General features: G+C 59.1%; 21 protein-coding genes. 10 read left to right on the top strand and 11 right to left on the bottom strand.

Annotated elements, in window-relative coordinates:
• Positions 1–9 precede the first annotated feature (9 nt).
• Together IPM54_29440 and IPM54_29435 are read left to right on the top strand one after the other, a co-directional pair.
• On the top strand, positions 10–720 hold the full coding sequence (locus IPM54_29440) for an ABC transporter permease (protein MBK9263915.1): 711 nt from the start codon (positions 10–12) through the stop codon (positions 718–720).
• 3 nt (positions 721–723) lie between these two features.
• The gene (locus IPM54_29435; protein ID MBK9263914.1) at positions 724–1,803 is read left to right on the top strand and encodes an ABC transporter ATP-binding protein; all 1,080 of its coding nucleotides are present in this window, start codon (positions 724–726) and stop codon (positions 1,801–1,803) included.
• Between the two features lie 120 nt (positions 1,804–1,923).
• On the opposite strand, the gene IPM54_29430 is transcribed toward IPM54_29435, so the two are convergent.
• The 4 genes from IPM54_29430 to IPM54_29415 form a co-directional block, all read right to left on the bottom strand.
• Complete coding sequence (locus IPM54_29430; GenBank protein MBK9263913.1) at positions 1,924–3,609, bottom strand: FAD-dependent oxidoreductase; 1,686 nt, start codon at positions 3,607–3,609, stop codon at positions 1,924–1,926.
• Between the two features lie 223 nt (positions 3,610–3,832).
• Positions 3,833–4,663 (bottom strand): hypothetical protein, encoded by an 831-nt coding sequence (locus IPM54_29425; GenBank protein MBK9263912.1) that lies wholly within the window; start codon positions 4,661–4,663, stop codon positions 3,833–3,835.
• A 47-nt stretch (positions 4,664–4,710) separates the two neighbouring features.
• A complete protein-coding gene (locus IPM54_29420) occupies positions 4,711–5,784 on the bottom strand; it encodes a hypothetical protein (GenBank protein MBK9263911.1) in 1,074 nt (357 codons plus the stop codon).
• Entirely contained in the window at positions 5,781–7,817 is a 2,037-nt protein-coding gene (locus IPM54_29415; protein MBK9263910.1) for an SUMF1/EgtB/PvdO family nonheme iron enzyme, read from the bottom strand. Before IPM54_29415 ends, IPM54_29420 begins: the two co-directional genes overlap by 4 nt.
• Before the next feature lie 296 nt (positions 7,818–8,113).
• On the opposite strand from IPM54_29415, the gene IPM54_29410 reads away from it, so the two are divergent.
• Together IPM54_29410 and IPM54_29405 are read left to right on the top strand one after the other, a co-directional pair.
• On the top strand, positions 8,114–8,368 hold the full coding sequence (locus IPM54_29410; protein ID MBK9263909.1) for a hypothetical protein: 255 nt from the start codon (positions 8,114–8,116) through the stop codon (positions 8,366–8,368).
• Between the two features lie 15 nt (positions 8,369–8,383).
• Positions 8,384–9,568: an FAD-dependent oxidoreductase gene (locus tag IPM54_29405; GenBank protein MBK9263908.1), complete on the top strand. Its 1,185-nt coding sequence runs from the start codon at positions 8,384–8,386 to the stop codon at positions 9,566–9,568.
• A gap of 3 nt (positions 9,569–9,571) precedes the next feature.
• Here IPM54_29405 and IPM54_29400 read toward each other — a convergent pair whose 3' ends face one another.
• Positions 9,572–10,546, bottom strand: coding sequence for a quinone oxidoreductase (locus IPM54_29400; GenBank protein MBK9263907.1), 975 nt, complete (start codon positions 10,544–10,546; stop codon positions 9,572–9,574).
• Positions 10,547–10,584: 38 nt separating this feature from the next.
• A complete protein-coding gene (locus IPM54_29395; GenBank protein ID MBK9263906.1) occupies positions 10,585–11,367 on the bottom strand; it encodes a hypothetical protein in 783 nt (260 codons plus the stop codon).
• A 126-nt stretch (positions 11,368–11,493) separates the two neighbouring features.
• On the opposite strand from IPM54_29395, the gene IPM54_29390 reads away from it, so the two are divergent.
• The 6 genes from IPM54_29390 to IPM54_29365 all read left to right on the top strand — a co-directional run bounded on the left by IPM54_29390 (position 11,494) and on the right by IPM54_29365 (position 21,185).
• Positions 11,494–12,474 carry a YihY/virulence factor BrkB family protein gene (locus IPM54_29390; GenBank protein MBK9263905.1) on the top strand — a complete coding sequence of 327 codons (981 nt, stop codon included), beginning with the start codon at positions 11,494–11,496 and terminating at the stop codon, positions 12,472–12,474.
• Between the two features lie 45 nt (positions 12,475–12,519).
• Positions 12,520–13,236 carry a DUF2490 domain-containing protein gene (locus tag IPM54_29385; GenBank protein MBK9263904.1) on the top strand — a complete coding sequence of 239 codons (717 nt, stop codon included), beginning with the start codon at positions 12,520–12,522 and terminating at the stop codon, positions 13,234–13,236.
• Between the two features lie 58 nt (positions 13,237–13,294).
• Complete coding sequence (locus tag IPM54_29380; protein MBK9263903.1) at positions 13,295–15,010, top strand: hypothetical protein; 1,716 nt, start codon at positions 13,295–13,297, stop codon at positions 15,008–15,010.
• Positions 15,007–18,114, top strand: coding sequence for a hypothetical protein (locus IPM54_29375; GenBank protein ID MBK9263902.1), 3,108 nt, complete (start codon positions 15,007–15,009; stop codon positions 18,112–18,114). The genes IPM54_29380 and IPM54_29375 overlap by 4 nt, the downstream gene beginning before the upstream one ends.
• A gap of 197 nt (positions 18,115–18,311) precedes the next feature.
• Positions 18,312–20,915, top strand: a complete 2,604-nt coding sequence (gene mutS, locus IPM54_29370; protein MBK9263901.1) for a DNA mismatch repair protein MutS — start codon at positions 18,312–18,314, stop codon at positions 20,913–20,915.
• Positions 20,916–20,948: 33 nt separating this feature from the next.
• Complete coding sequence (locus tag IPM54_29365) at positions 20,949–21,185, top strand: hypothetical protein (GenBank protein ID MBK9263900.1); 237 nt, start codon at positions 20,949–20,951, stop codon at positions 21,183–21,185.
• A gap of 40 nt (positions 21,186–21,225) precedes the next feature.
• Here the strand turns inward: IPM54_29365 and IPM54_29360 are convergent, their stop codons facing one another.
• The 5 genes from IPM54_29360 to IPM54_29340 are packed head-to-tail and all read right to left on the bottom strand — an operon-like array spanning position 21,226 to position 25,210.
• Entirely contained in the window at positions 21,226–21,501 is a 276-nt protein-coding gene (locus tag IPM54_29360; GenBank protein ID MBK9263899.1) for a hypothetical protein, read from the bottom strand.
• A 45-nt stretch (positions 21,502–21,546) separates the two neighbouring features.
• Complete coding sequence (locus IPM54_29355) at positions 21,547–23,046, bottom strand: DUF2169 domain-containing protein (protein ID MBK9263898.1); 1,500 nt, start codon at positions 23,044–23,046, stop codon at positions 21,547–21,549.
• Between the two features lie 25 nt (positions 23,047–23,071).
• The gene (locus tag IPM54_29350) at positions 23,072–23,473 is read right to left on the bottom strand and encodes a DUF4150 domain-containing protein (GenBank protein ID MBK9263897.1); all 402 of its coding nucleotides are present in this window, start codon (positions 23,471–23,473) and stop codon (positions 23,072–23,074) included.
• Between the two features lie 12 nt (positions 23,474–23,485).
• The gene (locus tag IPM54_29345) at positions 23,486–24,130 is read right to left on the bottom strand and encodes a DUF3540 domain-containing protein (GenBank protein MBK9263896.1); all 645 of its coding nucleotides are present in this window, start codon (positions 24,128–24,130) and stop codon (positions 23,486–23,488) included.
• 30 nt (positions 24,131–24,160) lie between these two features.
• Positions 24,161–25,210, bottom strand: a complete 1,050-nt coding sequence (locus tag IPM54_29340) for a pentapeptide repeat-containing protein (GenBank protein MBK9263895.1) — start codon at positions 25,208–25,210, stop codon at positions 24,161–24,163.
• Positions 25,211–25,212 lie beyond the last annotated feature (2 nt).

The raw sequence follows: 25,212 nt of genomic DNA, 5'->3' as shown, positions 1-25,212 counted from the left end.
TACCTGCCGATGCTCGTCGTCATCGTGTATTCGTTCAATCCAGATTCGGTCAACGTATTTCCGATGCGCGGTGTTTCGCTCCGTTGGTATCGAGTCATGGCAGAGAACGCCACGCTTTTGCAGGCGCTGAAAATCAGCCTCGGCATTGCCGTGGGAGGCACGTTGATCGGCCTCTTGCTCGGCGTTCCGGGTGCGCTCGCGCTCGCTCGACATGATTTCATTGGAAAACGCATATTCGAGCGCATCGTGCTTTTGCCATTGACGCTTCCCGGCATCGTGACGGGCGTGGCGATGCTCAGCTTTTTTCCGCTCATCGGCGTGCCCGTTTCGCTCACTGCCGTGCTCATTGGTCACGGAACGTTTCTCATCGCGATTACGCTCACGCAGGTGTACGCGCGCCTGAAGCGTATCGATCCGTCGCTCGAAGAAGCTAGCGCCGATCTTGGCGCGCCGCCTTTGACCACGTTTTGGCGAGTTGTTTTCCCAAACATTCGCACGGCCATCATTGGGTCGGCGCTCTTGTCGTTTACGCTGTCGCTCGATGAAATCCCTGTAACGTTTTTTCTGATTGCGGGTGACAATACGCTGCCCATTCAGATTTGGGCCATGATGCGTACGGGAATATCGCCCGAGGTCAACGCCATTTCGACGCTCGTATTTGTGGGATCGATAAGCCTCATCCTACTCGGCACCGCCCTTGGCGGTCGCGACAAGGAGTAACGCGTGGCTCTTGCCGAATTGAAGAAAGTCGTCAAGCGTTTTGGGGACGTCGAAGTCGTCAAGTCGCTCGATTTGTCGGTCGAGAAAGGCGAATTCTTGACGCTGCTCGGGCCGAGTGGTTGCGGAAAAACCACCACGCTCCGGATGATTGGCGGATTCGAGATGCCCACGTCCGGCGAGATATGGCTTGGAGGTAAAGAAGTATCGGCGCTGCCGCCGTTCAAGCGCGATGTGAATACGGTGTTTCAAAGTTACGCGCTTTTCCCGCACATGACGGTGCGGCAAAACGTGGCTTATGGATTGGAACAGAAGCGCCTGCCCAAAGCCGAGATCGAGCGCAAAGTGAACGAAGTGCTCGCGACGGTGCGCATGGAGGCATTTGCTGGGCGCAAGCCGCGGGAAATGTCCGGCGGACAGCAGCAACGCGTCGCTGTCGCTCGTGCCATCGTGAACAGCCCGAGCATTCTGCTCCTCGACGAACCACTCGGTGCGCTCGACCTCAAGCTGCGCAAGGAAATGCAATTCGAATTGAAGACGCTGCAACGAAAGCTCGAGATGACCTTCATCTACGTCACGCACGATCAGGAAGAAGCGCTGACGATGAGCGATCGAATTGCCGTCATGAATGCGGGCAAAATCGAGCAGATTGACCAGCCCGTCGCGATTTACAACCGGCCCAAAACAAAATTCGTCGCAGACTTCATCGGCGAAACCAATCTCATTTCCGGCTGCGTCGTACGCGATGGCGAAACGCACCATCTTGGCATTGGTGACGGGCGGGTTGCCATTGAACCTCGAGAAGCCATTGCCGATGGAAAAACCGTTTGGCTCAGCATTCGACCGGAAATGGTCACGGTGACCAAATCAGAGGCAAAGGCAAATGGTGGTTCGCTTCCGATTGCGCTTGCCGGTGAGGTCGAGGAGACCGTATTCGTTGGTGCTGCGTGGAAGACGATGGTTCGATTGGCTCACGGTCCAAAAATCATGGCCACCGAGCCGCCGTCGTCGCATGGGTATTTGGAGCCTGGAACGAAGGTCGTCGTCGGCTGGGCACCCGAAAATGCTGTCGTGCTCGAGGAATAATCGAGCCTTTATCCCTGATCCGGACAACATGGGGAGGTCGCAGTGGGTATTTCACGCGCTTGCGGCGTCCCGCGCGCGCGCGTGAAAATGCCGCTGGGGCCGGCGTTTATGCTCCGAGAATCATGGCAAACCGAGAACCATCGCCACTTCTTCTTGCGCCCGGAACGCCGCACCCACCGCATTCTCGAATGCAGGTAGGCCGTCGACGTCGTGGCACGCGAAGCTGATGAGCCCGATCGGCTTTTGCGAATCTACGCGGCTCTTGCTAAATATAAAACCCTTCGTGGCCGATAGCATCGCGTGTCCCCACCGGTAGATGTCGAATTGAGTGACCGTCTTGCCGATGCCAGGAATGAGCCGCTCCAGGTCGTCGAGAATGAGTTTTTCGTACTCCTCGAACGGCTTCGTCTGCAAGTCGGTTCTTGCCGTGGGTCCAAAGAGGGGCGTGTAAATCGATAACACATTGGGGCGATCGAGCGACGCGCTCTTCGGATCGCTTTGCCCGGCCCAATCCGCGACGATGACGTCGGTAAAGATGTAATCGCCGTGTGCCCAATTGTCGTACGCGAGACCCGCGGGCGTTTTGTTCACGTGAACTTGCGCCACGATGTAGGGCGTATACATGAAGTCTTTGCCCTCCATTCGCCCCGCCGCGGCAAGGTCGGGCAAAAGGTGCCGCGCGATGTAGAGCGGAGCCGCGCAAATTGCAGTTTTCGCGCGAATCGTCGTCGCTGCGCCATTCTCCAAATACGTAACGTGCACCTCCATGCCTTCGGTCTTGGCTCGAACGACGACCGCACCCGTTTTGATCTTCGACTCGCCCACCTTCGCCGCGAGTCCTTTCGCCAGATAGGCATTTCCACCGGGCTGCGACATCGCCGGTTGGAACTCCGAACCCATGAAGTTCAAGACCGCCCACGCCGATACCGTGTCGTGCGTCGCCCCCAGCGCCGATCGAATGTAGCGATCGAAGAATTCCGAAACGGCAGGATCCCACCCCTTGCTCTTGACGTAATCGAGAAATGTCAAATTATCGAGCGCTCGCACATCCGCATCCGCCGTCGATGCATCGGATGGAGTATCGAACGCGTACAACCCATCCATGCCGACGTAATCGTACCAAGCCTTCATGTCGTCGACACATGCCTTCAAATCTGTAATGACGTTGGCCGGAAGGGGCAGGGAATCGAGACCCGCTTGCCATCCATCGTCAATGATTTTCCCACCCATCATCACGTTATTCGCAGGCTCGCCGATGATGTATTTCTCATCGACGATGGGATAGCCGTCCATGTCGACGCCAGTGACCACCCCGAGATCCGTATAGATTTCGATGAGGTTATCATTGTATGGATATACCGTATACGCCGCTGCCTGCGCGAATGGATGCGCGGGGTCGCCGTCTTGCTGAGACATACCGCCAATCGCATCTTTCTCCAAAATCAAGAGATTCGTGACGCCACGTTTGGTGAGTTTCCATGCAGAAACGAGCCCGCTGATTCCGCTGCCGATGATGATGCAATCGTAAAGATCGCCTGATGCTGCAGGAATGTCCCACATTTTGCCATCACGTATTTGATGGCAGATCTCGTACTCGTGCACTTTGTCGTTGCCCAATGGAAGCTTTGCGACTGCGGGGTCATCGCTGCATCCGATGGCGGAGCTACCTAGAAAAATGCCCGAAGCGCCGATGAGCATGCCGTTCAAAAAATCTCGGCGCTTGACACCACCTCGGGTTGTGGTCGCCGATTCTGGTCCGGCAAGTTTTTTCATGCCTCCGGGGCCTCGTTTCGAATCATTGTGCATGGCAAACCTCCTGGATGGTCGACTCGACCACGGCTCATTGTACCTCATTCTGTTGCGAAACCATGCAGCTACGCATGCTTTGGGCGATTCGAAGTGACAAGTGATGATTGGCACTTTTCAAAACGCCGCAAGCGGTGTACCGAGGTGCCAATGAGCGGTTGCCCGAACCATTGAATTTGACGGGTATGGTGGATCGTGACTGGCCTCGCGAAGCGAGGTACGGTTACCGAACCGAAAGTAGCGGCGCAGCCGGCGCGTCTCCGCCGCTCGTATCAATCAGCGCTTGACGCTTCGGATCGCCACCTTCGCTCGGCGGAGGTGCATTGGCGGGGCGCCGGAATCCTTGCAGCACATAACGTCCCTGACCTGATGCGACCGAAACCCACACCGCATGCAAGCCGCTCGTTTTCGGACAAATCGCCCGTTTCGGGGCGAGCACCTTGACCCGGTCCACGTCGAGGTCGACTGCGATTTCATTGAGCTCCGGATCGAGCACTTTCGCGACGATGTTTTCAATGGCGCCGTCGCCGATGGCCAAGAACCGGTAACATTCCTTGTCGCTGAGAATGACGCGGTAAAGCTCCGGTTTGTCCTCTTTGCGTTGGTATCCTTGAATGATGGGCGTCATGGGAATCATGCCCGTGGGAGCCCCGCATTTGTCCGTGAGCTCGCTGAGGATCTCGCTTGGAGCGCCTTTCATTTTGGCCCCCACGTAACACGTTGCATCTTCCGCCGTGCGCTTCGGAAACGTAATGCCTGGCGATGCTGCCGGAGCCGGTTCCTTTGCTTTGGCGGCGCACGTGGACGATTTCATTTCCGTGAGAGCCAATTCAGCGGCGCCTTTCGGCGGGGCTTTTTCTTTGAGGTACATCCAGCACGTGCACGCATCGCCATATTTCTCTTGGGCGACGCAGCGCTCGACGGATGCGAGAGGCTTGGGGGGCGTTGCAGTTGCCGGTGCCGGTGCCGCATCCTGCGCAATGCTCGTCTGCACGGTGGCTGAAGAAGCGACGAGAAGAGCGGAAGCGAGCAGCTTGTGGTGGACATTCAACATGGTCTTCGTCTCCTGAAACTCCAAATGGCTCGTGTCTTCTCGAACGGTTACTTCGGAGGCGCGGTTTGCGGGCCAGTGGGCGTTGGGCGACTGACGGGCGCGAGGGTCAAATCGCGAATACGCCAAGCGAATTGTTCACGATCGACATCGACGCGAACGACGGGGCAACCCGCGGCATCGACGCCGGGCATTTTCACCACGCGGCCGACTTTGCCGACGTATGCTTCCATGTCGCTGCCCCAGTTTGCATTGCCGTCGACGGGACGGTGCTTTCCGAGCTTGACCATGGTGCCCATGCGAATGCGTCCGTAGCTCAGATGCGCGCTGGATTGGCCGCACCATTGTGGAATGAGCGACGTATCGTCGGCGCTGCCCCCGTCTTTGATGATTTCGTCCATGCCGACCCAATACGCGTATTGGTTTTTCCCTTGCGGAACGCCCGTTTCAGGACCGGGATAGACGGGGGACAAACCCACGAAGCTGTCCCAAATGACGAATGCGAGAGAATCGTCGCTGGCCCAAAATGTACCTTTGGCGCCCTTTTTGACGCGTAGCTTGTTCGAGCTGTCTTGCTGCTCGACAATGGAAATGACGCGCTCGCCAGGCTTGAACGGGCTCACGGGCGCTTCTTCGCAACCGCCGTCGGCTGCGCGGCGCCAGCCATCTGGGCATGTACCATCCGGCACGCAATGGCCGTCTTCCTGGTGGAAGAATCGGAAGCATTGGAGCGCGATGCGTCGCAAACACAGACCTTGGCTGCTATCCCACGTTTCGCCATTGTCTTCGCTGCATAGCGATTTGCACTTGCTCCCGTCCCAGCTCGTGCCGGCCGCGCACGTGGGCTTCTTGGGGCCTTCCGTGGATTTTGCCCGGGCATATTCCAGCTCGGCCGCGGGAACGTTCGTGCCCGACTCGAACTCCGCGACGAAATACTTCCAGCAGGACGCGGCGTCTCCGTAACTTTCTTGAGCTCTGCATTCTTCGAAGACTTGCGTCGACGTTGGGCCTTTGGGCACCACGGGCGGAGGCGTACTGCCGCCGCCGCAGGCGGCGAGGGCCGAGATTGCAATCAATGGGATCGCAATTGACAATTTGTGCTTTTTGCCGTTGTCCACTGTCATTTCCTCGTTGCTTCTTGAACCGATACTGCACAACGGAAACCGATGTTCATCGACTTGAAATCGTTTTTCTTGGTCGCACGCGTCATCATGGTGACGTTTTCCGTGCGTTCGGTTTGGCAGCCGCCACCACGCACGACGTATTCACCGCAATCGCCGCCCGTCTTGCACAGCTCCGTCGACGTCCATTCCGCCACGTTTCCGTGCAGATCCTGTACGCCTGCGGAGGTCGCGCCCGTCGGGAACGAGCCGACCGGAGCCGTACCTTCGTAGCCATCGTCGCCATCGAATGCGGCCCAGTTGATGCCGAGCTTGCTTGCGAAATCGGCGCACTTCTTGTCGCACAAATTGGCGTGTTGCGCCGTCACCGGATTCGATCCCCACGGGAATGCCCGACCTTCCGAGCCGCGCGCGGCGTATTCCCACTCGGCATCCGTCGGGAGGCGTTTGTCCGCGAACTTGCAATAGTCGGCGGCCTGATTCCACGTCACGCAATTGACCGGATGGTTTTCCCGATTCGATTGTCCGCTATTGCAGAGTTTGCTCCATTCTTGCTGCGTCGCCGCGGACGCCCCGGCCCATTCGATCGTCGAAGCCGCCTTCGTACACGCGCCTGCTGCAACGCACTTGCGATACGCCTCGACCGTCACCTCCGTCGAATCGACGAAAAATGGAGCGAGCGTTTCGCTCTTGCCGGGATCTTCTCCCAGCGCGAACGACGCTCCGGGCAATTCCACCATGCCGGGGCGCAATTTCATGTCTGCGGGTACGAGCGACGCGGCCGTGGGAGCCGCTGCATTGGCCGATGGCTTCGTCGCCTCGTTGCCAATTGCAATGACCGGTGGATCCTTCGAGCTGTCCTCGTCTTTCTTGCCCGTCGCGACGACCGCGATGCCAATCAATGCCGCAACGGCCAAGGCGGCACCGATGGCAATCCCCAATTTGCTCGACGATTGCGGCTTGCCCGTTACCGTCACCGATGCGCCCACGTCCGTACGCACGGTCGCTCCCGCGGGCGCATCCTTGACGGTGCTGGAACCCGCGGCAGGTTTGTCGTACGGAACCGTTTGATTGTGGATGGCGCCCTCGGCAGGCAATCCCGGCACCGTCGACGATATGTCCGGCACGCTCTTCATGGGTCCGCGTTCGCGATCGAGCAAATCCGACAGCCCCTTGGCGGCTTGTGCTGCATCCACGAAGCGCGCTTCGGGCTGACGCACGACGCAGCGGTAAAACCAGTCGTCGAAGCCCGGAGGCAATGCCGAAGCTCGCCCATATTCCGCTGCCCTCACCGACGCGGCAGGAATGGGTCCGCCCGAAACTTCCACGAAGATCTGCCCCGTGCCCGCATTTTCGTCGTATGCCGATTTCCAATAATGTTTGCCGACGAAGAGGAAAAACGCGAGGAGCCCCATCGCCCACACGTCAGTGCAATTGGCGATGGTCGCATTACGAGACATTTGCTCGGGCGCCATGTAGAGCGGCGAGCCGGCCTGAATCGTGTTGTTGTGATTGTCCGACACGATTTTCGCAATGCCGAAATCGAGCACCTTGACGATGAAGGGCACCCCAACGAGGCGCGATTTCGCCAAAAAAACATTTTCCGGCTTGATGTCCCGATGAACGACGCCCGCCTTTTGAGCCGCGATGATGGCCGCGCAAAACTGCGACCAAATGAGCGCTATCGTCTCGTGCGAAAGCGGCGTGTTTTTCTCGACGTAGTCGTTGAGCGACGCGCCATCGAGAAGCTCCATCGCAATCCAGGGCAAACCAAGCCGCGGATCGATGCCCGCATGGATGACTTGCACCACGTGGTCGCTCTCGATGAGCGCGCTGATGCGCGCTTCACGCTCGAATCGTTCGCGAAGCTCCGGATTCGCCGTCAGACCCAAGTTCATGATTTTTACGGCACGCAACATGTTGAGGCTGCGTTGCCGCGCGACGAACACGGAACCCATCCCGCCCGATGCAAGCGGCCGGACGATCTCGAAATCATCACCGATGAGGGTTCCTGCCGCGAGGCCCATCTCGCTCACGATGTTTCTCCTCGATTCACACTTGTCATGTCGATCATCGAGGATACAACGGAGAATCAACGAATCAAGCATCTCGTGGAGCTTTGCGTAGATGTTGCATCGAGGACATTTCGTGGGTGGTTTACACGAACGCTAGCCCGCAAAATTTGCGCATCTGTCTGCTTTTGTCCCGCTTCTGTTTCGTGAACAAAAATTGTTGACGGCTGTTCCAAGGTGTGATCGACCAGCCGTTCGATCGTCGCATCTCGAACATGGCGGCCGCGCTCTTTTGCCGCTATGCTCGCGGACCAGACCTCATGGACACTCCGAAAAACCCTTCCGAACACGCCCCCGTAACCGACGGTCGCGCGATATCTGGCAAAGTATTCGTCGTCGTCTTCATCGCCATCGCCGTGGTCATCGCAGGCATTGGCACGAGCATGCGTCTCAACGTGCGGCCCAAGTTTCAAGCGGCCGTTGCGGCGTCATCGGCAAAAGTGGCCGACGAAGATGCGAAAGCCGCCGCGGCTGCTGCATCTGCCAAAGCGCAGGAAACAGAGAAGCAGAAATAACAAAAGGCGATGCAGGTGGAGTCGAGTCACGTCATCGTCGTCGGGGCAGGCATTTTTGGCGTCTCGTCAGCGCTCGCGTTACGTAAGCGCGGACATCGCGTGTCACTCGTCGATCCTGGGCCTCTGCCGCATTCTCTCGCCGAATCGACCGACATCAGCAAGGTCGTTCGAGCCGATTACGGCGCAGATGAAATGTATACCATGCTCATGGAGCAAGCGATTGAGCGATTTCGCCAGTACAATGCGCGTTCGTCTCGGCCGCTCTTCCACGAAACCGGCGTCATGTTCGTCTCGCGAAACCCCATGGGAAATGGGACCTTCGAGTACGAGAGTTTTTCCATGCTCACGCGCCGCGGGCACCGTCTCGAAAGGCTCGACGAAGCGGCCATTCGAAAGCGTTTTCCCGCTTGGCGTGGCCATTACGTCGACGGTTACTTCAACGAACTGGGCGGATACGTCGAAAGCAGCAACTTCGTCCTGGCGCTCGTAGACGAAGCCGTCGCGCTCGGCGTGCAATTGATCCTGGGCGAAAAAGTCGTGCGCCTCGGCGAGCGTGGCGGACGCGTCGCGGGCGTCGTGTTATCGTCCGGACAAACCATTGCTGCGGATCATGTCGTACTGGCCACGGGATCATGGACGACCGATCTTTTACCATCGCTCGCGGGGGCACTGACGACGGTCGGCCAACCCGTATTTCATCTGCGTCCAAACGATCCATCGCTTTATCGTCCCGAAGTGTTTCCCGTATTCGGCGCGGATATTTCTCGCACGGGGTATTATGGTTTCCCCGCGAATGCCGAAGGGATCGTGAAGATCGCCAATCACGGTATCGGCCGCGGCATGCATCCCGATTCGTCGGAACGCGAGGTCACGGCGGAACAAGAGCAATCACTGCGCGAATTTCTAGCGGAAACGTTTCCGAGTTTGTCGGACGCGCCCATCGTGCACACGCGCGTGTGCGTGTATGGCGATAGCTTCGACGAACATTTTTGGATCACGCGCCATCCGGAAATGGAAGGGCTCGTCCTGGCCGCCGGTGGATCGGGACACGGATTCAAATTCGCAACCGTGATCGGTGATCTCGTGGCCGATGCATTGCAAGGCGTGGACAATCCAGTCCTCGCAAAATTCCGATACCGCGACAGTTCAAAAGGACATGGCGCCGAACAAGGCCAAGAGGCTGCCAGGCATCGAGGGTAAAACCTAGACCAAAAGCACGAGTTTGCCCGTGCTCGTTCGTCCCGCCAAGGCTCGATGCGCCTCCGCGCATTCTTCGAGCTCGTACGTTTTCCCAATGATGACGCGCAGTTCCCCTTTGCTCACTGCGTTGGCGAGGTCCGCGAGAGGCGGGGCGCACAAGTCGCGCCGTTCGAGCAGCGGCGTCATGTAATACCCAATCACGGAAAGATTTTTGTGCATGAGCCCAATCGGCTCGAGCGTTCCGCGTCTGTCACCGCTTGCAGCGCCAAATACGACCATTCTCCCGAGCGGCGCAAGGCAGGACAAACTTCGCTTATACGAATCGGTTCCGCCGAGCATTTCGAGGACCACATCGACGCCTTCTTTGATTTCGCTACGAATGCGCGTTGCAAAGTCGTCTTGTCGATAATCGACGACCAGATCCGCACCCAGCGAACGCACGAGATCGGCCTTTTGCGGCGAGCCCACGGTGCCTACGATGAATGAAGCCCCCATGCGCTTGGCGAGCTGCACGGCGAGCGTCCCGACGCCTCCCGCGGCTGCGTGTACCAGTATTTTTTCACCGCGCCCGAGGCGCCCGCATAGCGTCAGGATGTGGCATGCCGTGAGGCCCTGGACGGGCAAGGCGGCTGCGGTCTCGAAGGACAAACCATCCGGAATGGGGAAAACGCTTCGAGCATTGGCGACCATGCGTTCGGCACAAGCGGAAGCTCCGAGCGCCATGACGCGGTCGCCAATACGAAAATCCGTGACGTCATCGGCTACGGACGTGACGATGCCGGCCGCTTCCATGCCCGGAATGGCGGGGAATTTGGGCTGCACGAAGTAGTGGCCCCGAGTGAACATGGTATCGGCGTAATTGAGGCCCACGGCGCGGACGTCGACGAGGACTTGGCCCGGCCTGAGCTGCGGTTCGGGTGCGTCTTCGACGTTTAGAACTTCGGGGCCGCCGAGGGAATGGAAGCGGATGGCACGCATGGTGGTTTCGTCAATCGAGCTTGGTGGCGAGTTGCGATCTACTTCTTCGCGGCCGCCGTTTTCTTGTTCGCTTCGACCAATTTAGCCGTGACGGCTTCCATTTTCTTTTGGTATTCGTCCATCGACGCCTTGTTTTTTTCGGCGCGAGCGGTCGCTTCGGCAGCTTTGTCTTTGTCCTTTTCGTTGGCCTTCGCTTCGGCTTCCGCTTCTTCTTTCAGCTTCTTGAAATGACCCATGTATTTGGTCAGAATCACGCGCTGATTGATGTACGCATCGGGTTTGTCCGGCTTCAAAGCCGCGACTTTGTCATAATATTCGTATGCTTTGTCGAGCTCTGCCGGTACCGCTGGTGCTTTGCCGTCGCGCGCACCACCGCGTTGCGAGTGGATTTCGCCGAGCCACGACAGCGATTCGTCGTCCGTCGGGAGGGCCTTCACCGCTTCGAGAAAGCTCGCCTCGGCTTTCTCCATGTTGGGCTTTTGCATCCACAGCGCCGCAATGCTTCGATGAATCTTGGCCTTGTCGGCGGGCTCCTTTTTGGATTCCGCCATTTTCGCAAGCGTCGCGACCGTCCCCTCCATGTCGCCATCTTGCTGATGACAATACGCCTTTTTGTCCCATACCTTGTCCTGGCTGGGATCGGCTTCGAGCGACTTGCCGTATTCTTCCGCCGCTTGTTTCCATTCTTTGGCGACGAAGTGTTTGTCCCCGGCCGAGAGGTGCATTTTCGCGGGGGTCGGCGGTTCTTCCTTGCAGGCTGGCAGAGCCGTAGCGAGCAGGAACGCTCCAAGAAGCCCAAACGTTTTGACATATGCCTTCATGTGCGACAGACTCCCGCCGGGCAGGCGGCCCGACCTTAGGCTCCACGTACACCGGTTTTCCGCCGAATACAAGAAGTTTCTCCGGACGATGGATCCAAAGGCACCCGGTTTGCTTGTGTGGAGGGCATGGTGGCGCGGACGGAACGACATGTGCACGTGGGTGGTGACAGGCTCGGCGGTGATCGAAAGGCCCCGCGAAGAAACAAGCGGCGGGACGAGCTGCCTCCGGCAATCCCGTTTTCGCGTTTGGTGCGTCCAGGCGTGGGCGCGAAGCGTTTTTTGAAGGATCTCGCGGCGGAAATAAAAAAAGACCAAGTGACCGATAGCGCCGCCGTGCTCGCTTACTTCTCGATGCTCGCCATTTTTCCAGCAGCCATTTTGCTCTTGAGCTTGCTGCCGTATTTGCCCATTCCGAATCTCGACCAGATGATCCTGAATTCGATGTCTCGCGCGATGCCGGATCAAGCTGCAGAACTGTTCACATCGACGGTCAGGAGTGTCGTATCGGAGCCTCGGGGGGGGCTTTTGTCATTCGGCGTGCTCGGAACGTTGTGGGCTGCATCGACCGGACTGCAGGCAATGATGCAGCGTATTGGCACGACCTATGATGTGCAAGAGACCCGGCCTTATTGGAAGAGACGCGGCATTGCGCTATTGCTCGTCATGGCCGTGGGGACGCTGGTCGTAACCGCATTCACGCTCCTCATCGTGGGTGGCATCCTTCACGAGCACCTCGAGCGAATCATCGGGGAAAACTCGGTGACGGTATGGCTTTTCACCGCATTGCGATGGGCGATCATTCTCGTGCTGATGTTTGGTGCGCTTGCGCTTCTTTATTACTTCGGGCCCAATGTAAAGCAACGTTTTCGGCTCATCACGCCTGGCGGTATTCTTGCCACGGTACTTTTCATTGCATCGTCGCTGGGGTTTCGAGTGTACGTCGAAAATTTTGGTTCGTACGAAGCGACGTATGGAAGCTTGGGGGCGGCCATCATCTTGCTACTTTGGCTCTATGTCGGCGGTGTCGTGGTGCTCGTGGGGGCCGAAGTCAATGCGTTGCTCGAGGCGTATGCCAGGGCGCGTGAAGAGAAAACCTTACGAAATTGAACCAGTTACTTGACCAGTCCGCGTGCACGTGGTTCGGTCAGGCTCATGAAGTCCGCGGCACGGCTTGCCATTCCTCTCGCTATACTCGCATGGCCTACGTCGGCGCTTGCCGATGAAGAAGCATGGGTTTGGTTGGAAAACCGTACGCCCATCGTGCGTACGGAAAAACCGGGTTTTCCCCGCATCGATTTCCGCACGTTCGCCGACGTGCGCATGAACCGTCGATCGGACGGACTCGCGCAATCGTTCTTACGCGTCGGTCCATTGTTTTACTTGACGGACTTTCTGTTCGTCGGCCTGCACGGAACGATTTATGCCGACAAATTGCCTTCGGGCGTTTTCGACCAAGAAGCTCGTTTCGAGGTCGAGCCGAATTTGTTTGGGCGCCTGGGCGTGTTCACGTGGAATGATCGCAATCGATTCGAGATCCGGTGGCGCGAAAAGGAAACTCGATATCGTTACCGCAATCAATTGCGCATCAACTTGGCGCCGCAAGATTGGCGATGGATCCCGTTTGTCTGGGACGAAGTGCTCGTCGACCTGTCGGGCCTCGGGCTCAACCAAAACCGTGCGAACATCGGCATTGGTAGGCAGCTTTGGCCGAACGTGCGCCTCGATGTTGGTTTCATGGTTCGCAGCCGCGAAGACGCATCGGGTTGGCAGCACGACGGCGTGCTGAACTTTTACCTGTTCATCGACGCGCCGTCCCTGCCCAAGAAGCGCCGACCTGCGCGGCCTGGCGCGGTCTCCGAAGTACGCTAGAAATTTCCCCACGTAGCGCCTTGCTCGGAGGTGTGCGTCAAACTAGGCTGCGCGCGCAATGTCGTCCGATCGAACCTTTGGCCGCGTACGATTCGCGGCAAACCACTACGCCGCCGCGACGATCGCGCTCGTTGGCTCGAGCATCGTGGGCCTTGCCGGTTGCTTCACGATCGCCGAAGGCGTGCCCCCGCCGCTCGACGAGTTCTACTACCCGACGGGGGTCGTGGTTTCACCAGGACGAACCACCCTGTACGTGGTGAACTCGGACTTCGATCTGCAGTACAGCGGCGGAACCGTGCAGGCGCTCGACCTCGTGGCGCTCCGCGAGAAGGGTCGAGCCTTGCGCGATGCGCTGAACGAAGGCGCATCGATGCAGCCTCCGCGGGCGACCGCGGATGCGTGCGCGGCGCAATCGCCTGCGCTCACGGCGAACGACAACACGACGCTGTACCCAGGGCCGTGCTCTCCGGTGGCGTTTGGTCAGTACGTGAAATCCGTTGCCACGATTGGTGCGTTCGCATCGGGGGCGACGCTTGCGCTGACCAATCCTTGCGAGATCGTCGACAAGGACAAGGGCCTCATCCGCGGCCGTGGTGCACGCCTGTTCGTGCCCGTGCGAGGTGACCCGTCGGTGACGTACTTCGACGTGACCGATGATCGTGACGTGTCGTGCGGATCGCCCGCGATGCCGCTCGAACGCACGTCGCCGTGCGGCAATCCCGACGATCCTGCGGCGTGTCTGAGCTGTGGTGCCGCGACAAACGGCGAACGTTGTTCTTCGAGCTACCTCGTGGGTAAGGATCCGTCCAAGAACCCGCGCGGACTGACGTTGCCGGTCGAGCCGGTTGGCATCGACGTGGATGATCGCGGTGAGTCGATCGTCGTGGCGCATCAGTCCGACGCGACGGTGAGCTTGATCGTGAACCGATGGGACAGCACGCCAATGCTCGCGTACTACATGACGGGTTTGTCCATCGGGCCGACGGACATCGCTTCTTTACCGATTCCCCGCATCATCGAGGAGAACGGGATCGACTATACACCGGGGTTTGTCGTATCGTACCGAGCTGCTCCCGAATTCACGTTGCTTCGATATGAAGACGATGGCGGGGCGCGTCCGTTTTTGACGCGTGGTGCGGCGTCGGGAGTCGCCACGACCGCAAGCGCGACGGATTCACGCGGCGTGGCCGTCGACGGTGCAGCAAGGCGCGCCTGCGAAGATGCATGCGGCGAGGCGGATCGGAATGCGTGTTTGCGGGCATGCGCCGAAACGCACCCGCTCGGCGTGTACATGGCAAACCGAGCGCCTGCAGCGCTCGTGATTGGGCGCGTCGAAACGAAGTTTGCGGAAGGTGCGGGGCCAAATGGTGTGGAAGTCACGGGGGCATACGAATTGCCGTCGTTCCACGACTCCGTGCCCCTCGCATTCGGCGCTTCGCGTATCGAGATCGGGCATGTGGTGGACACGCAGGGACGCTTGTCGCGCCGCGTATTTGCGGTGACGTTCGATTCTCGGTTCGTGTTTTCATACGATCCGGAAGCGAGGCGAGTCGATGCAATCATTCGAACGGGGCGCGGCCCGCATGCGATTGCATTCGATAGCGGCGAGGAAATGGGGAGCGACGGAAAAATGCACCCGTACGCGACGATGTACGTCTCGCATTTCACCGATTCCTACGTGGGAGTCGTGGATCTCGACATGAACAACCGTGCCACATTTGGTTCGATATACATGACACTGGGCCAGCCGGTGCCGCCGAAGGGGTCGCAATGAGTTTGTCGAGACGCTCGATTCGCGGAGCCATTGGGAAAGTCGCTCTGATTGCTCTGGGGACGCCGCTGGCCCTTTTGGTGACGGATGGTTGTACGCAACAATCCGTGGCGACGTCATTGCGGTCGCTCGAGCATTCCGGCCGCATTTCCTTCGTTTGCCTGGCAGCTCCGGGGACCATTCCTTCTGCAGGTTTGCCGCTCGAAAGATGCAATTCGGTGAGGTTCGAGTCGCCGAACGATTATGGCGTCTTCGGCGGGGAAACGACGCAGCCGCATCTTTACGCGCTGCTTACGCAGACGACGCGCGGGGAAGTGGCCGTGATCGACATGAGCACCAAGGCGAATGCGGTGCTCGATCAGAATCCACGCGTGCCCGGCGCGAACTTTTTGCCCATTGCGGCGCAGCCCGTCGACATCGTGAGCACGAGTGACGGCGATGCGACGTTCGTTGGCGTGGCGGAGATCGGGCGTCAGGGCATTTTCGCCATACCATCGACGGACATCCGGCCCTGCGCGGATTGCGCACCGAAAACGCTTTCGGATTGGCCCGCTTGTGCGCTGCCCGGAGCGCCCGGGACCATGCTCATCGTCGAAGATCCACCCGAGGACGGCAAACTGCGCGCGAGCTGCGACGGTAGCTACGAATCCATTCGAGAACCCGAAAAGGACAGCAAAGGCAAATACTTCGTCGACGTGACCGACAAAACGCTCGGACGACCCAAGATTGTCACGACAATCCCCGAGCTCGGGGCCATTGCGGTGATCGACGCGCAGACGCTGTTCGACGTGGAGCGTGATGCCAATGGCAAACCGCTCGAAGACGAAAACGGCCCCGTGTACAAGCACCCGCCGGGCTCGTGGAAAGCGTGTCCCATCGACCGTTGGGTGCCGCTTGCCGTGGACGTGCCCGTGACGAGCCCTCCGCCTGCGGGCACCGGGGGGCCTGCGTGCGTGGACAAATCGGTGCCGCCACCGGCTCCGCAAGTCGAATTCGAATCCCGTCCGGCGGGTATGGCCCGGACCGAGGACAAACTCTTCGTGGCGGATCTGAAGGCGCCGGTCATTCACGTGCTCGACATGAAGACGCCTTGCGAACCGATTGAACGCGAGCCGCTTTTGCCTTCCTCGATGGAGAATCCGACCCGAATCGTGACGACGAATGCCCTTGCGGTATCGGGAACGCTCGCTTCGACGCTCGAACGATTCGTGTACGCGGTCGACGATTACGATGGAAGCCTGATGGTCTTCGATGTCGGTCAAGCATCGACGTCGCGGCGCCCCATTTCGCGGCCGCACACGGAATGGACGCCATTTCAGCCGCCGGATCGCATCGATTTCGGCGTGCCCGTGCAAGACTTGGTGCTCATCGAACGCGACAATCCGCAACCCATTCCCGCGACGGACATTGCCGCGGAGGGTATTCGGTGCGATCCCGATCCGGACTTGACGGTATGCACCGCCGAATCTATCTCGTGCGACCCCGAAACGCTGTATCGCACGAGCGCCAACTTCGACCGAGGCGCGGGGCCGACGCGTATGCGCGGAGCATTCGCGTACTTGGTCCTTTCGACGGGGCAAATTGCCATGGTCGACATCGACGATTACGATGCCGCTTGTCGTATGCCGAGGGTCCCGTCGCACTTGAATGGTTGTCCATCGAGCGTGATTGGCGTGGAAGAATTTTGGGAGAGCTCGGGCGAAGCATCCTGCAACGTGGTTACGCCGCATACGCCGCGCTCGGCCAATTACATGCGTTCGGCGGAAAAAACAGGGCAAAATCAGCCTGGTGTCCAGAATTTCCCCACGCTTTATACCAACCAGGGAGCAGTACAAGCGAATTTCGATCCCGATGGCGTGGTCATGCGCGCAACTCTGCCCAAGCCCGAAATCAAGCCGGAGCAGTTCACGCTTGCCGCCGGAACCAGCGTTTGGGCCATCGATACCAAAACGGGGCTCGTGACGAGTGACGACGAGTCAGAGCATACCCTGGCCGCGAATTTGGAAGATCCGCGCGCTCACACGAGGGACCAATCGTTTTCCGTCATTTACGAAGGGGCTCTCCCAGGATTTGTCGGTAAAGCAGCAAAGCTCGATACGATGAGCGTGCCCGCGGCGCTTACGGATGCATCGAGTCGATTCTGTGATCAGGGCGTGCTCGGGCAAAAAGCATTCAAAGAAATGCTGCTCGCGGAAAACCCGATGCTCACGGAAGCCGAGGCCGAAGCGCAGGCGCTGGAGCTTGCCGATTACGTACAAATTGCGTCGTCCACGCCGGCGGAGAACGATGCCCATTGGACGACGACTGCGAAAGGCGTTTGTTCTTTCGACCAGTGCAAAGCTGCGTTCGGGCCCATCGAGATTCCAAAAACCTCACGCGACATGAAAATCATCGAGGCATATCAAGATCATGTCGAACTTGCAATGCCCGAAGGGTTCGTCGCGGACCTATCCGATCCCTCGACAGCAATTCCCGTATCGGATATCGTCGATTGCTGCTTCCCGACGCTCGTCAGCTTCAGCGTGCGCGTGGGGCACCAATGGGCGGTGATTGGCACGAGCGCTGGATTCATGCATCACGTAGTTCCGACGACGATGGAGAGCTCGACGAACGATCGGGCCGTTGGAGCGTGTCGCAATTCATGCGATCCGCGTGACGCCAGGAAAAACGGTCGCGTACGTTCGTTGCCGCATGGCACCATCATCACAGATGATGATCCGCGTGCATTCACCAATACGTTTTTCCGGTTCGTCATCAACGACCCGGTTGACGGCAATTCGTTCGACTCGAATCCGGTCCTGTCGACCGATTACGTGCGCGACGCGCAAGGAAACATCGTCATCGAGAACGGGGAAAGAAAACTCACTCCCGAGGGCCTATTGAAGCTTGCGGACAATGCGCCCGAACGTGGAACGTTTTTCCAGTTCAACACGCAGGGCCAGTTCCGGCCGCTGCTCGTGAATCTCGCAACGGCGACGACCGAAATCCAGCCGCAAGCCATCGGGTTTGTCCCGCCCACGGGTGAGGTCGTCATTACCGACGGATCGCTCGAAGGCATCATCCTGCTCAATGCAGGGCGCCTCGACGTCACGCGTCGTTATTTCTGATTCCAAGCAAACGTTTCGGCCCTTGATGCGCACGCGGGCACTATCGAGCATCGCGTAGCCCGCGTCGCGCACGCGCGCAAGCTCCAATCGGGCTCTGCTTCGAAAACATTCACCGGGTTTGCCCTGGCACATACACATCACAAAAACTGTGGTACGTGTCGGCCGTGCAAGCGAAGCCGAAGAAGCTGACGCCCGTGATGCGGCAGCACGAAGAAGCGAAAGCAGGACATCCGGACGCAATTCTGTTTTTCCGGATGGGTGATTTCTACGAGATGTTTGGCGAGGACGCGGTCGTCTGTGCGCGCTCGCTGGACCTGGCCCTGACGAGCCGCAACAAGGAGGATCCCACGGAACCTCCGATGGCGGGCGTCCCGGTTCACGCGGCACATGGATACATCGCGCGTCTGCTCGCGATGGGGCACAAAGTGGCCATTTGCGAGCAAATGGCCGATCCGTCGAAGTGCAAAGGGATCGTGCCGCGACAAGTGGTCCGCGTGATCACGCCGGGGCTCGTGACCGATACCGAACAGCTCGATGCACGGACAAACCATTGGCTGCTCGCTGTCGATCAAGATGCGACGACGCGATCGGAGCTTGCCATTGCGCTGCTCGATCTTTCGACGGGCGAGCTTTCTGCAGGAGCGATGACCGATCTTGCATCGATCCTCGCCGAGCTTGCTCGTTGCGATCCGCGTGAGCTGCTCTGGGGAGCGCCGATGGATGCCGTGGTTCGAAGCGCGATTTCGCTCGCGGCGCCGCGTGCAGTGTTACGCGAGGACGAACCTCTCGCCGATGACGACGTTGCAGGTGCGATCGATGGCGCCGTGGCCGAGCCGCTTGCAGCCGAATCTGCGGGACGGCTCCCGCGTGCAGCGCTTCGTGCTGCAGCTCGAGTGCTTCGGTTTGCACGCAAGTGCATGCCGAGCGGAAACCTGCCCGTGCGTCGAATCGCGGTGCACGAGTCGGCGTCGACGATGCGCATCGACGAGACGGCGCAGCTTCACTTGGAGATCTTGCGAGGTGTCGAAGGATCGAGGAAGGGCACGTTGCTCGATACGGTCGATGCAACGGTGACGCCGGCAGGTGCGAGGCTCTTGCGTCGAAGGCTCGTCGCGCCGCTGCTCGATGTGGCGTCGATTCGCCGGCGTCTCGATGAAGTGGAGGCGTTCGTGAGCAATCCGCGGGCACGGGCGGAGCTTCGTGAAGCGCTCGAGAGGGTAGGGGACATCGAGCGGCTTGCGGTGCGCGCGGTGCTGAAGGAAGCGACGCCGCGGGACCTTGGCGCGCTGCGTACGGGGCTTTTGGCAGCGCCGGCAGCGATGGCTGCAGTGCGATCGATCGCGGGCAGCGATGCGGCGGAATTGTTCGGCAGTGAAGTAGATCCGGTCGCTGATGTTGCAGAGCGGCTCGAAGCTGCGCTCGTCGAACGGCCCCCGACGATCGCTCGCGATGGTAAGTTTGTCCGGGACGAGTTCGACGTGGAGCTGGACGAACAGCGACGGCTCGCGAAAGACGGCGCGGAGGAGGTGAACCGGTTCGAAGCGGACCTGCGCGCGAAGACGGGCGCGACGGGTTTGCGCGTGCGTTACACGCGCGTGTTTGGCTGGTACATCGAGGTATCCAAGTCGCACTTGAGCAAGGTTCCACCGGATTTTCGTCGCAAGCAAACGGTGGCGGGTGCCGAGCGGTATACGAACGACAAACTCGACGATCTGTCCGACAAACTGCAGCACGCCGAGTCACGAATGCTCGAGCGGGAAACGACGATTTTCGAGGGGCTCGTGCGTCTCGTCGCGGAAAACGCGGAGCGAATCAAGCGTTTGTCGAGGATACTTGCGGCGTGGGACGTGGCGGCATCGCTCGCGGATGTGGCGCATCGTTACGACTACGTACGACCTGAAGTGGACGCAGGCGATGCGCTCGTCATCGAAGGGGGGCGTCATCCGGTCGTCGAGCGAGCATCGGCAGCGGGAAGGTTTGTCCCGAACGACACGACGCTCGACCTTGCAGGCGAGCGGTTGTGGCTCCTGACGGGGCCGAACATGGCGGGCAAGTCGACGTTGATGAGGCAGGTCGCGCTCATCACGGTGCTCGCGCAAGTGGGAAGTTTCGTCCCTGCGCAGTCGGCGAAGATCGGGATTGTGGATCGGATTCTTTCGCGCGTTGGAGCGAGCGACAACGTGTCGCGCGGGGAAAGCACGTTCATGGTGGAGATGCGCGAAACGGCGGCGATCCTGCGCGATGCGACGCCGAGATCGCTCGTGATTTTGGATGAGATTGGCAGAGGTACGAGCACGTACGATGGTTTGTCGATCGCGTGGGCGGTGGCCGAACACTTGTACGACGCCGTAAGATGTCGGGCGCTTTTTGCGACGCATTACCACGAGCTGACGGAGATCGCGCAGCAAGGGCCGGGCATAGCGAACTGGTCGGTATCTGCGCGCGAGCATGGTGGCGACGTGGTTTTTCTCCACAAACTCGTGCGAGGTCCGGCGAGCCGGAGTTACGGCATTGCGGTGGCGCGTCTTGCGGGCGTGCCCGAGCCCGTGCTCGCGCGTGCGAAGGCCATCCTGTCGACGCTCGAAGCGGGCGCGGCGCTCCCTTCGGGACATCACGCGACGATGCGTGGACGAACCAAAAATGGCGGCGTGCAGCTCGATTTGTTCGCTCCGTCGAAAGCTCCTGAAACGAAGGCAAACCCGGCGCTCGACATGTTACGAGCGGTCGACATCGAACGCCTGACACCGCTCGATGCGCTGACATTCGTGGCAAAGCTGAAGGCGATCGATTCGGCTTTGTGATGTCTTGGCATTGGTTTTGCTCGACGAACGAGAATGCTACGAGATCAAGAACGGCCCCTGATCGATGGCGATCCGCCGCTCGGAAGCGCACCTGGTTATGGCGACGTCATGGAGAATGTCGTCGGAGAGCAGGGCAGTGTCGAGCCATCAGTTGAGCGGTGCGGTTGTGACGAGAGCAAATTCCAACGGATTTCGGAAACGCCGTTATACAAGGAAGAACTCTTGCCCGAGGAAAAGGGCACGTCGCTCGACGAGGGCGGCGCAGGCTGATTGGCATTCCGGGACAAACCTGATTCGATGACCATTGCCTTCATCCGCGTCCGCCGCGACCGCGAGGATGAGCGCGATCGTATGGAACGGACCTGGGTTGGGTTTGTCCGCCCGGTGTTTGTGTGAATGTAGGTTCATCCGGAGCTCGTCCGCCAGCAGCATCGTCGCTGAATGCGCCCGGTACATTGTCTCCTTCGGCAATGTCGCCTGTGCGCGTTGGTATGAGCGCTTGTCTTCGAGCAGGCTGCTCGCCCGATTGCATGTGCTGTTCGGTAACAGTCTTCGCGGTGCCTTCGCCCCTGGTCTTATCGGCCATGCGCGGGGATCTCGAGTCGACACGGCGCTCGGGCAAGTGTCGCGCTCACGTTCCTTTTGGCGCCGATACAATGACGAGATCTCTGGCCGGCTTTCGCGTCCACGACCGCAAGATGGGCATGAGCGCCGGCTGCTGAATGTTCAGCTCGTCCAGCGTTTGATACGCCTCCCCTCGCTCGAGCGACGCCACGATGCTCGCCACCTCTGCCGGCGTAATGGGCCCGCGAAAAACCTCGACCGCGGCAATGTACGCCTGGTCGTTCATCGCTCGGAGCGCGTGTTTTCCCAAAGCAGCTTCCTCATCGAGCTTTTGCATCCAAAATGCTTCGATGGTTTTCCAATCATCTTCGCCAAGCCGATGCGCTTCGAGGACGTGGTGTCGTGGTGCTCGTCCCTCATTGAGCTCTGCGGAGATTGCGGCAAAACGTTCAATGGGAAACGCGGCGGCATCGAATGGTGGCCGCGCATGTGTTTTCACGCCTGCAAATGGCAATGCAGGAGCCGCAGCGCTCGCGTGATGGTCCTCCCAATCGAGCATGACGGTGGAATTCGCCATGCCGGTTTCTGCTCGGGGGCCGCTGTCGATGGTGACTTCCACGCGCGCTGATTCCGTTGCGTGCGCGAGCGGCACCGAACCACGCCAGGTCAATGTGCATACGAGACGATCCGTATCGATGCAGAGCGTATCGCAACGCAAATCCACCGTAAATGTTGCATTGCTAGACTTGTGAACTTCGGCTCGTGGTCGAATGGGCGCCAGGTGTGTGGAAAAACGAGGGAATTCGGGGTGAAGGTTTTCGAGCACGATTCGTTCATCGCCGACGAACGTATCGAGCCGCTGATCCAATGGCGCGGCATTGAAGAACGACGCATCGACGTAGGGCGCCAAGGGTTTGTCGAACCAGCGCCGGTGATCCCATTCGCCAGCTTTTGTGTCAATTTTTGATTTTCGCTCGGGCCAAGACGGTGCAATTGGACCAAACCCAATCGGTGGAATCACGTCGGTTGGTCGTGCCAATCGCGTTCGTGGGGGCTCTAGATTCGGTAGTTTTCGCGTTTGTCCTTTTTCGGCGAGCGCGACATGAGGTACGCCCACGGGATTGGTCGTTCCGGGACCTCCGGTGGCGCGTTCCCATCGCAATGGCATTCGGCGCGGGCACGGCTGTTCGACCAATTCGTCGTCTTTCGACCAATGCCTTTCACCGTGGATCTCGATTGCCTTGTCGATGGACGTACCAATCGAAAGCCGCGCGCAAAATGGCAATTCCGACAAAACTCGTGGCGCGTACGCATGACCAACGAGGATCACATCCACACCACGCTTGAAAGGAACGAGATCACACGCGTCGCTCAAACTCGCATGTTCATCTTCGTTCCAATATTCGTCGTTTTGAACGACGTCATCCTGGTCCTCGGCGAGCGGAGATTCGTCGATTTCCAGTGAAAAAGTGGCTTTGCAAATGACGGCGAGCATGAACATACCGTCGGCCGGTTGCCAGACGACGGATGTTACGCGCAGAGGGCACGACGAATTGGCGCTTGTCATGACAACCTCCACGGCGGATCGGGCATCACGGGGCGAGCACCAAGACGCGCACTTGACTCGGGACGATGCGCATTCCCGGTGCATTCGTGCTGTTTTGGACGTTGACCGTCGTCAAGCGCGTGGCGGGAAGTCCCCCGACGAGCACGGTTGCCGCACACGTCACGCTTCGCGTCGGCCCCATGACGGTGCCCGAGGCGACGCCCGTTGCAATGCCGGGATTGTCGCCCATGCTAATGGGAATCATCGTCGCGAGGTTATGCGCCGGTGTGCCGCCATAAAGGACCGTCGGAACGAAGGGTACGCCGAGCGGTCCCAGGGACATGTTGGGATAAGGAATGGGGATGGGTGCCGGGGCAGGTGGCGCCGGCGTGAGGCACACATCGGGAAAACCGACATTGAGCCCGCCCATTTGCGAATTTCCGAACATGGTATTGCCTCGTTAGCCCAATTGAACCTGATTTGCGTCGACCTTGACGATTTCTTCCGCATGCACGACAGCGTGTTTGGCGCGCAGGGCCATCGTGGATTCGGCGGCATAATCCAATTTTTGTGCTTTGACCTGATCGATGTCTTCGACCACGCGGTACGACCGCTGAACGCGCTGCGATACGCGCTCGAAGAATGAATCACAAACCGTGCCGACCATGTGGATGGCCTCCACTTCCGCTTTGAATCGGCTCCCCAAATGCTCGAGCTTTTCCACGAAAATCGTGCCTTCCAGCGCGCTCACGCTGAGCGATTTGCCGACGAGGTTCAATTCGCTGCCCGAGGAAAACGTCACGCCGCGAGCGGCCTTCACGTCGAGTTTTCCCGTACCAAGGTGCAATTCGAGGTCGCCGTCGACTTCGAGTTTCGTGGCCCCGGCGTCGTCGCCATCGAGCACGGCGAGGACGAAGCAGCGCCCGCCATGACCGAATGCGACGAGCACTGCGTCACCAGCGCGCGGAGCGACCAGGCAGCTTCGCGCTCGCTTCGCGGCATAATGGGTCCCATCGACGACCACGTCGAGCGACCCATCCTTCGTTTTGACGACGGTGCCCTCATCAATGGTCACCTCTTGCCGATTCAGCTTACGTGCGAGCATTTCGTCGTGCCTCCTGGCCCAAGGGCCCAATCAATAAGGTGGATTCCAATCTTCCGATTCGGCAACATCCGGTTCGTCCCCGAGTGCAGCGAGCCTACTGCACCACAGGGTATCTTTGTCTTTGACGCGGTGGAAACGCGTCCGAAACACCTTGGCATTCGAGAAATCCGCTGCCGATACGTCGGCATGCGTGAAATCTGCATACGTCAAATCGCATCCCACGAACTTGGCGGCTTCGCATTGGGCTCGATGAAAGATGGCTTCGTTGATGGTGGATTCCGAAAAGTCGGCGAGGTCGAGCCGAGCATCGACGAAAAGGCTTCGCGTGAGCACGGCTTTCTTGAAACTGGCGCGAGAAAGTTTGGCTTCCACGAAAATGGCCTGCAAACCGTCGGCCTTGTCAAAACATGCGCCTTCGAGGTTCGCTCGCATGAAGTTGCATTGCCTGACGATCGCGCCCTCGAACGATGTGCCTTCGAGGTCCCCATCGATGAATTGCGATAGCGTCAAATCCATTCCGGCAAAACTTTTGCCCCGAAGCTTCGACATGATGAAAAGTGTATTTTCGAATCGTGCGTCGGTGAAGTCAGCCTCGGACAAATCCGCCTTGTAAAGCGTCGTTTGTTTCAGCCGAGCACGTGCGAATCGAATGCCCGTGACCGTGGAATCGACGATGGCTGCCCGATCGAGGTTCGTTTCGGAGAGGTCCGTTCGAGTGAGGTTACATTCGGCCAAACCACCAATGACGAGATCCGAGCCCGTGAGATTCGCCTCCGTCAAGTCGGATTGATAGAATTTGGCGACGCCCATGTAGCTGCGGCGAACATCCGCTTTGCGAAAATTCGATCGATGGACGGCGGCGTGACGAAGGTTCGCATCGCTCATTCGCACGTCTTCGAAGTCGCATTCGCTGAGCATGCTTTCTTTGAAGAGGCACCGCTCGAGGTTTGCGCCTCGGAAGGATACTTTTTCAAAGATTGCGCCGGAGAGATCGGTACCCGAATAGTCGCCACCCGAAAGATCGACTTCGGTGATGATTTCACCGCTTTTGATGGCCAGCTCGAGCTCGGTTTTGTCCACGT

This window comes from Polyangiaceae bacterium, from assembly GCA_016715885.1.
GTDB lineage: Bacteria > Myxococcota_A > Polyangia > Polyangiales > Polyangiaceae > Polyangium.
Note: the sequence above shows the minus strand (reverse complement) of the source record. Positions and strands in the feature narration are given on the sequence as shown.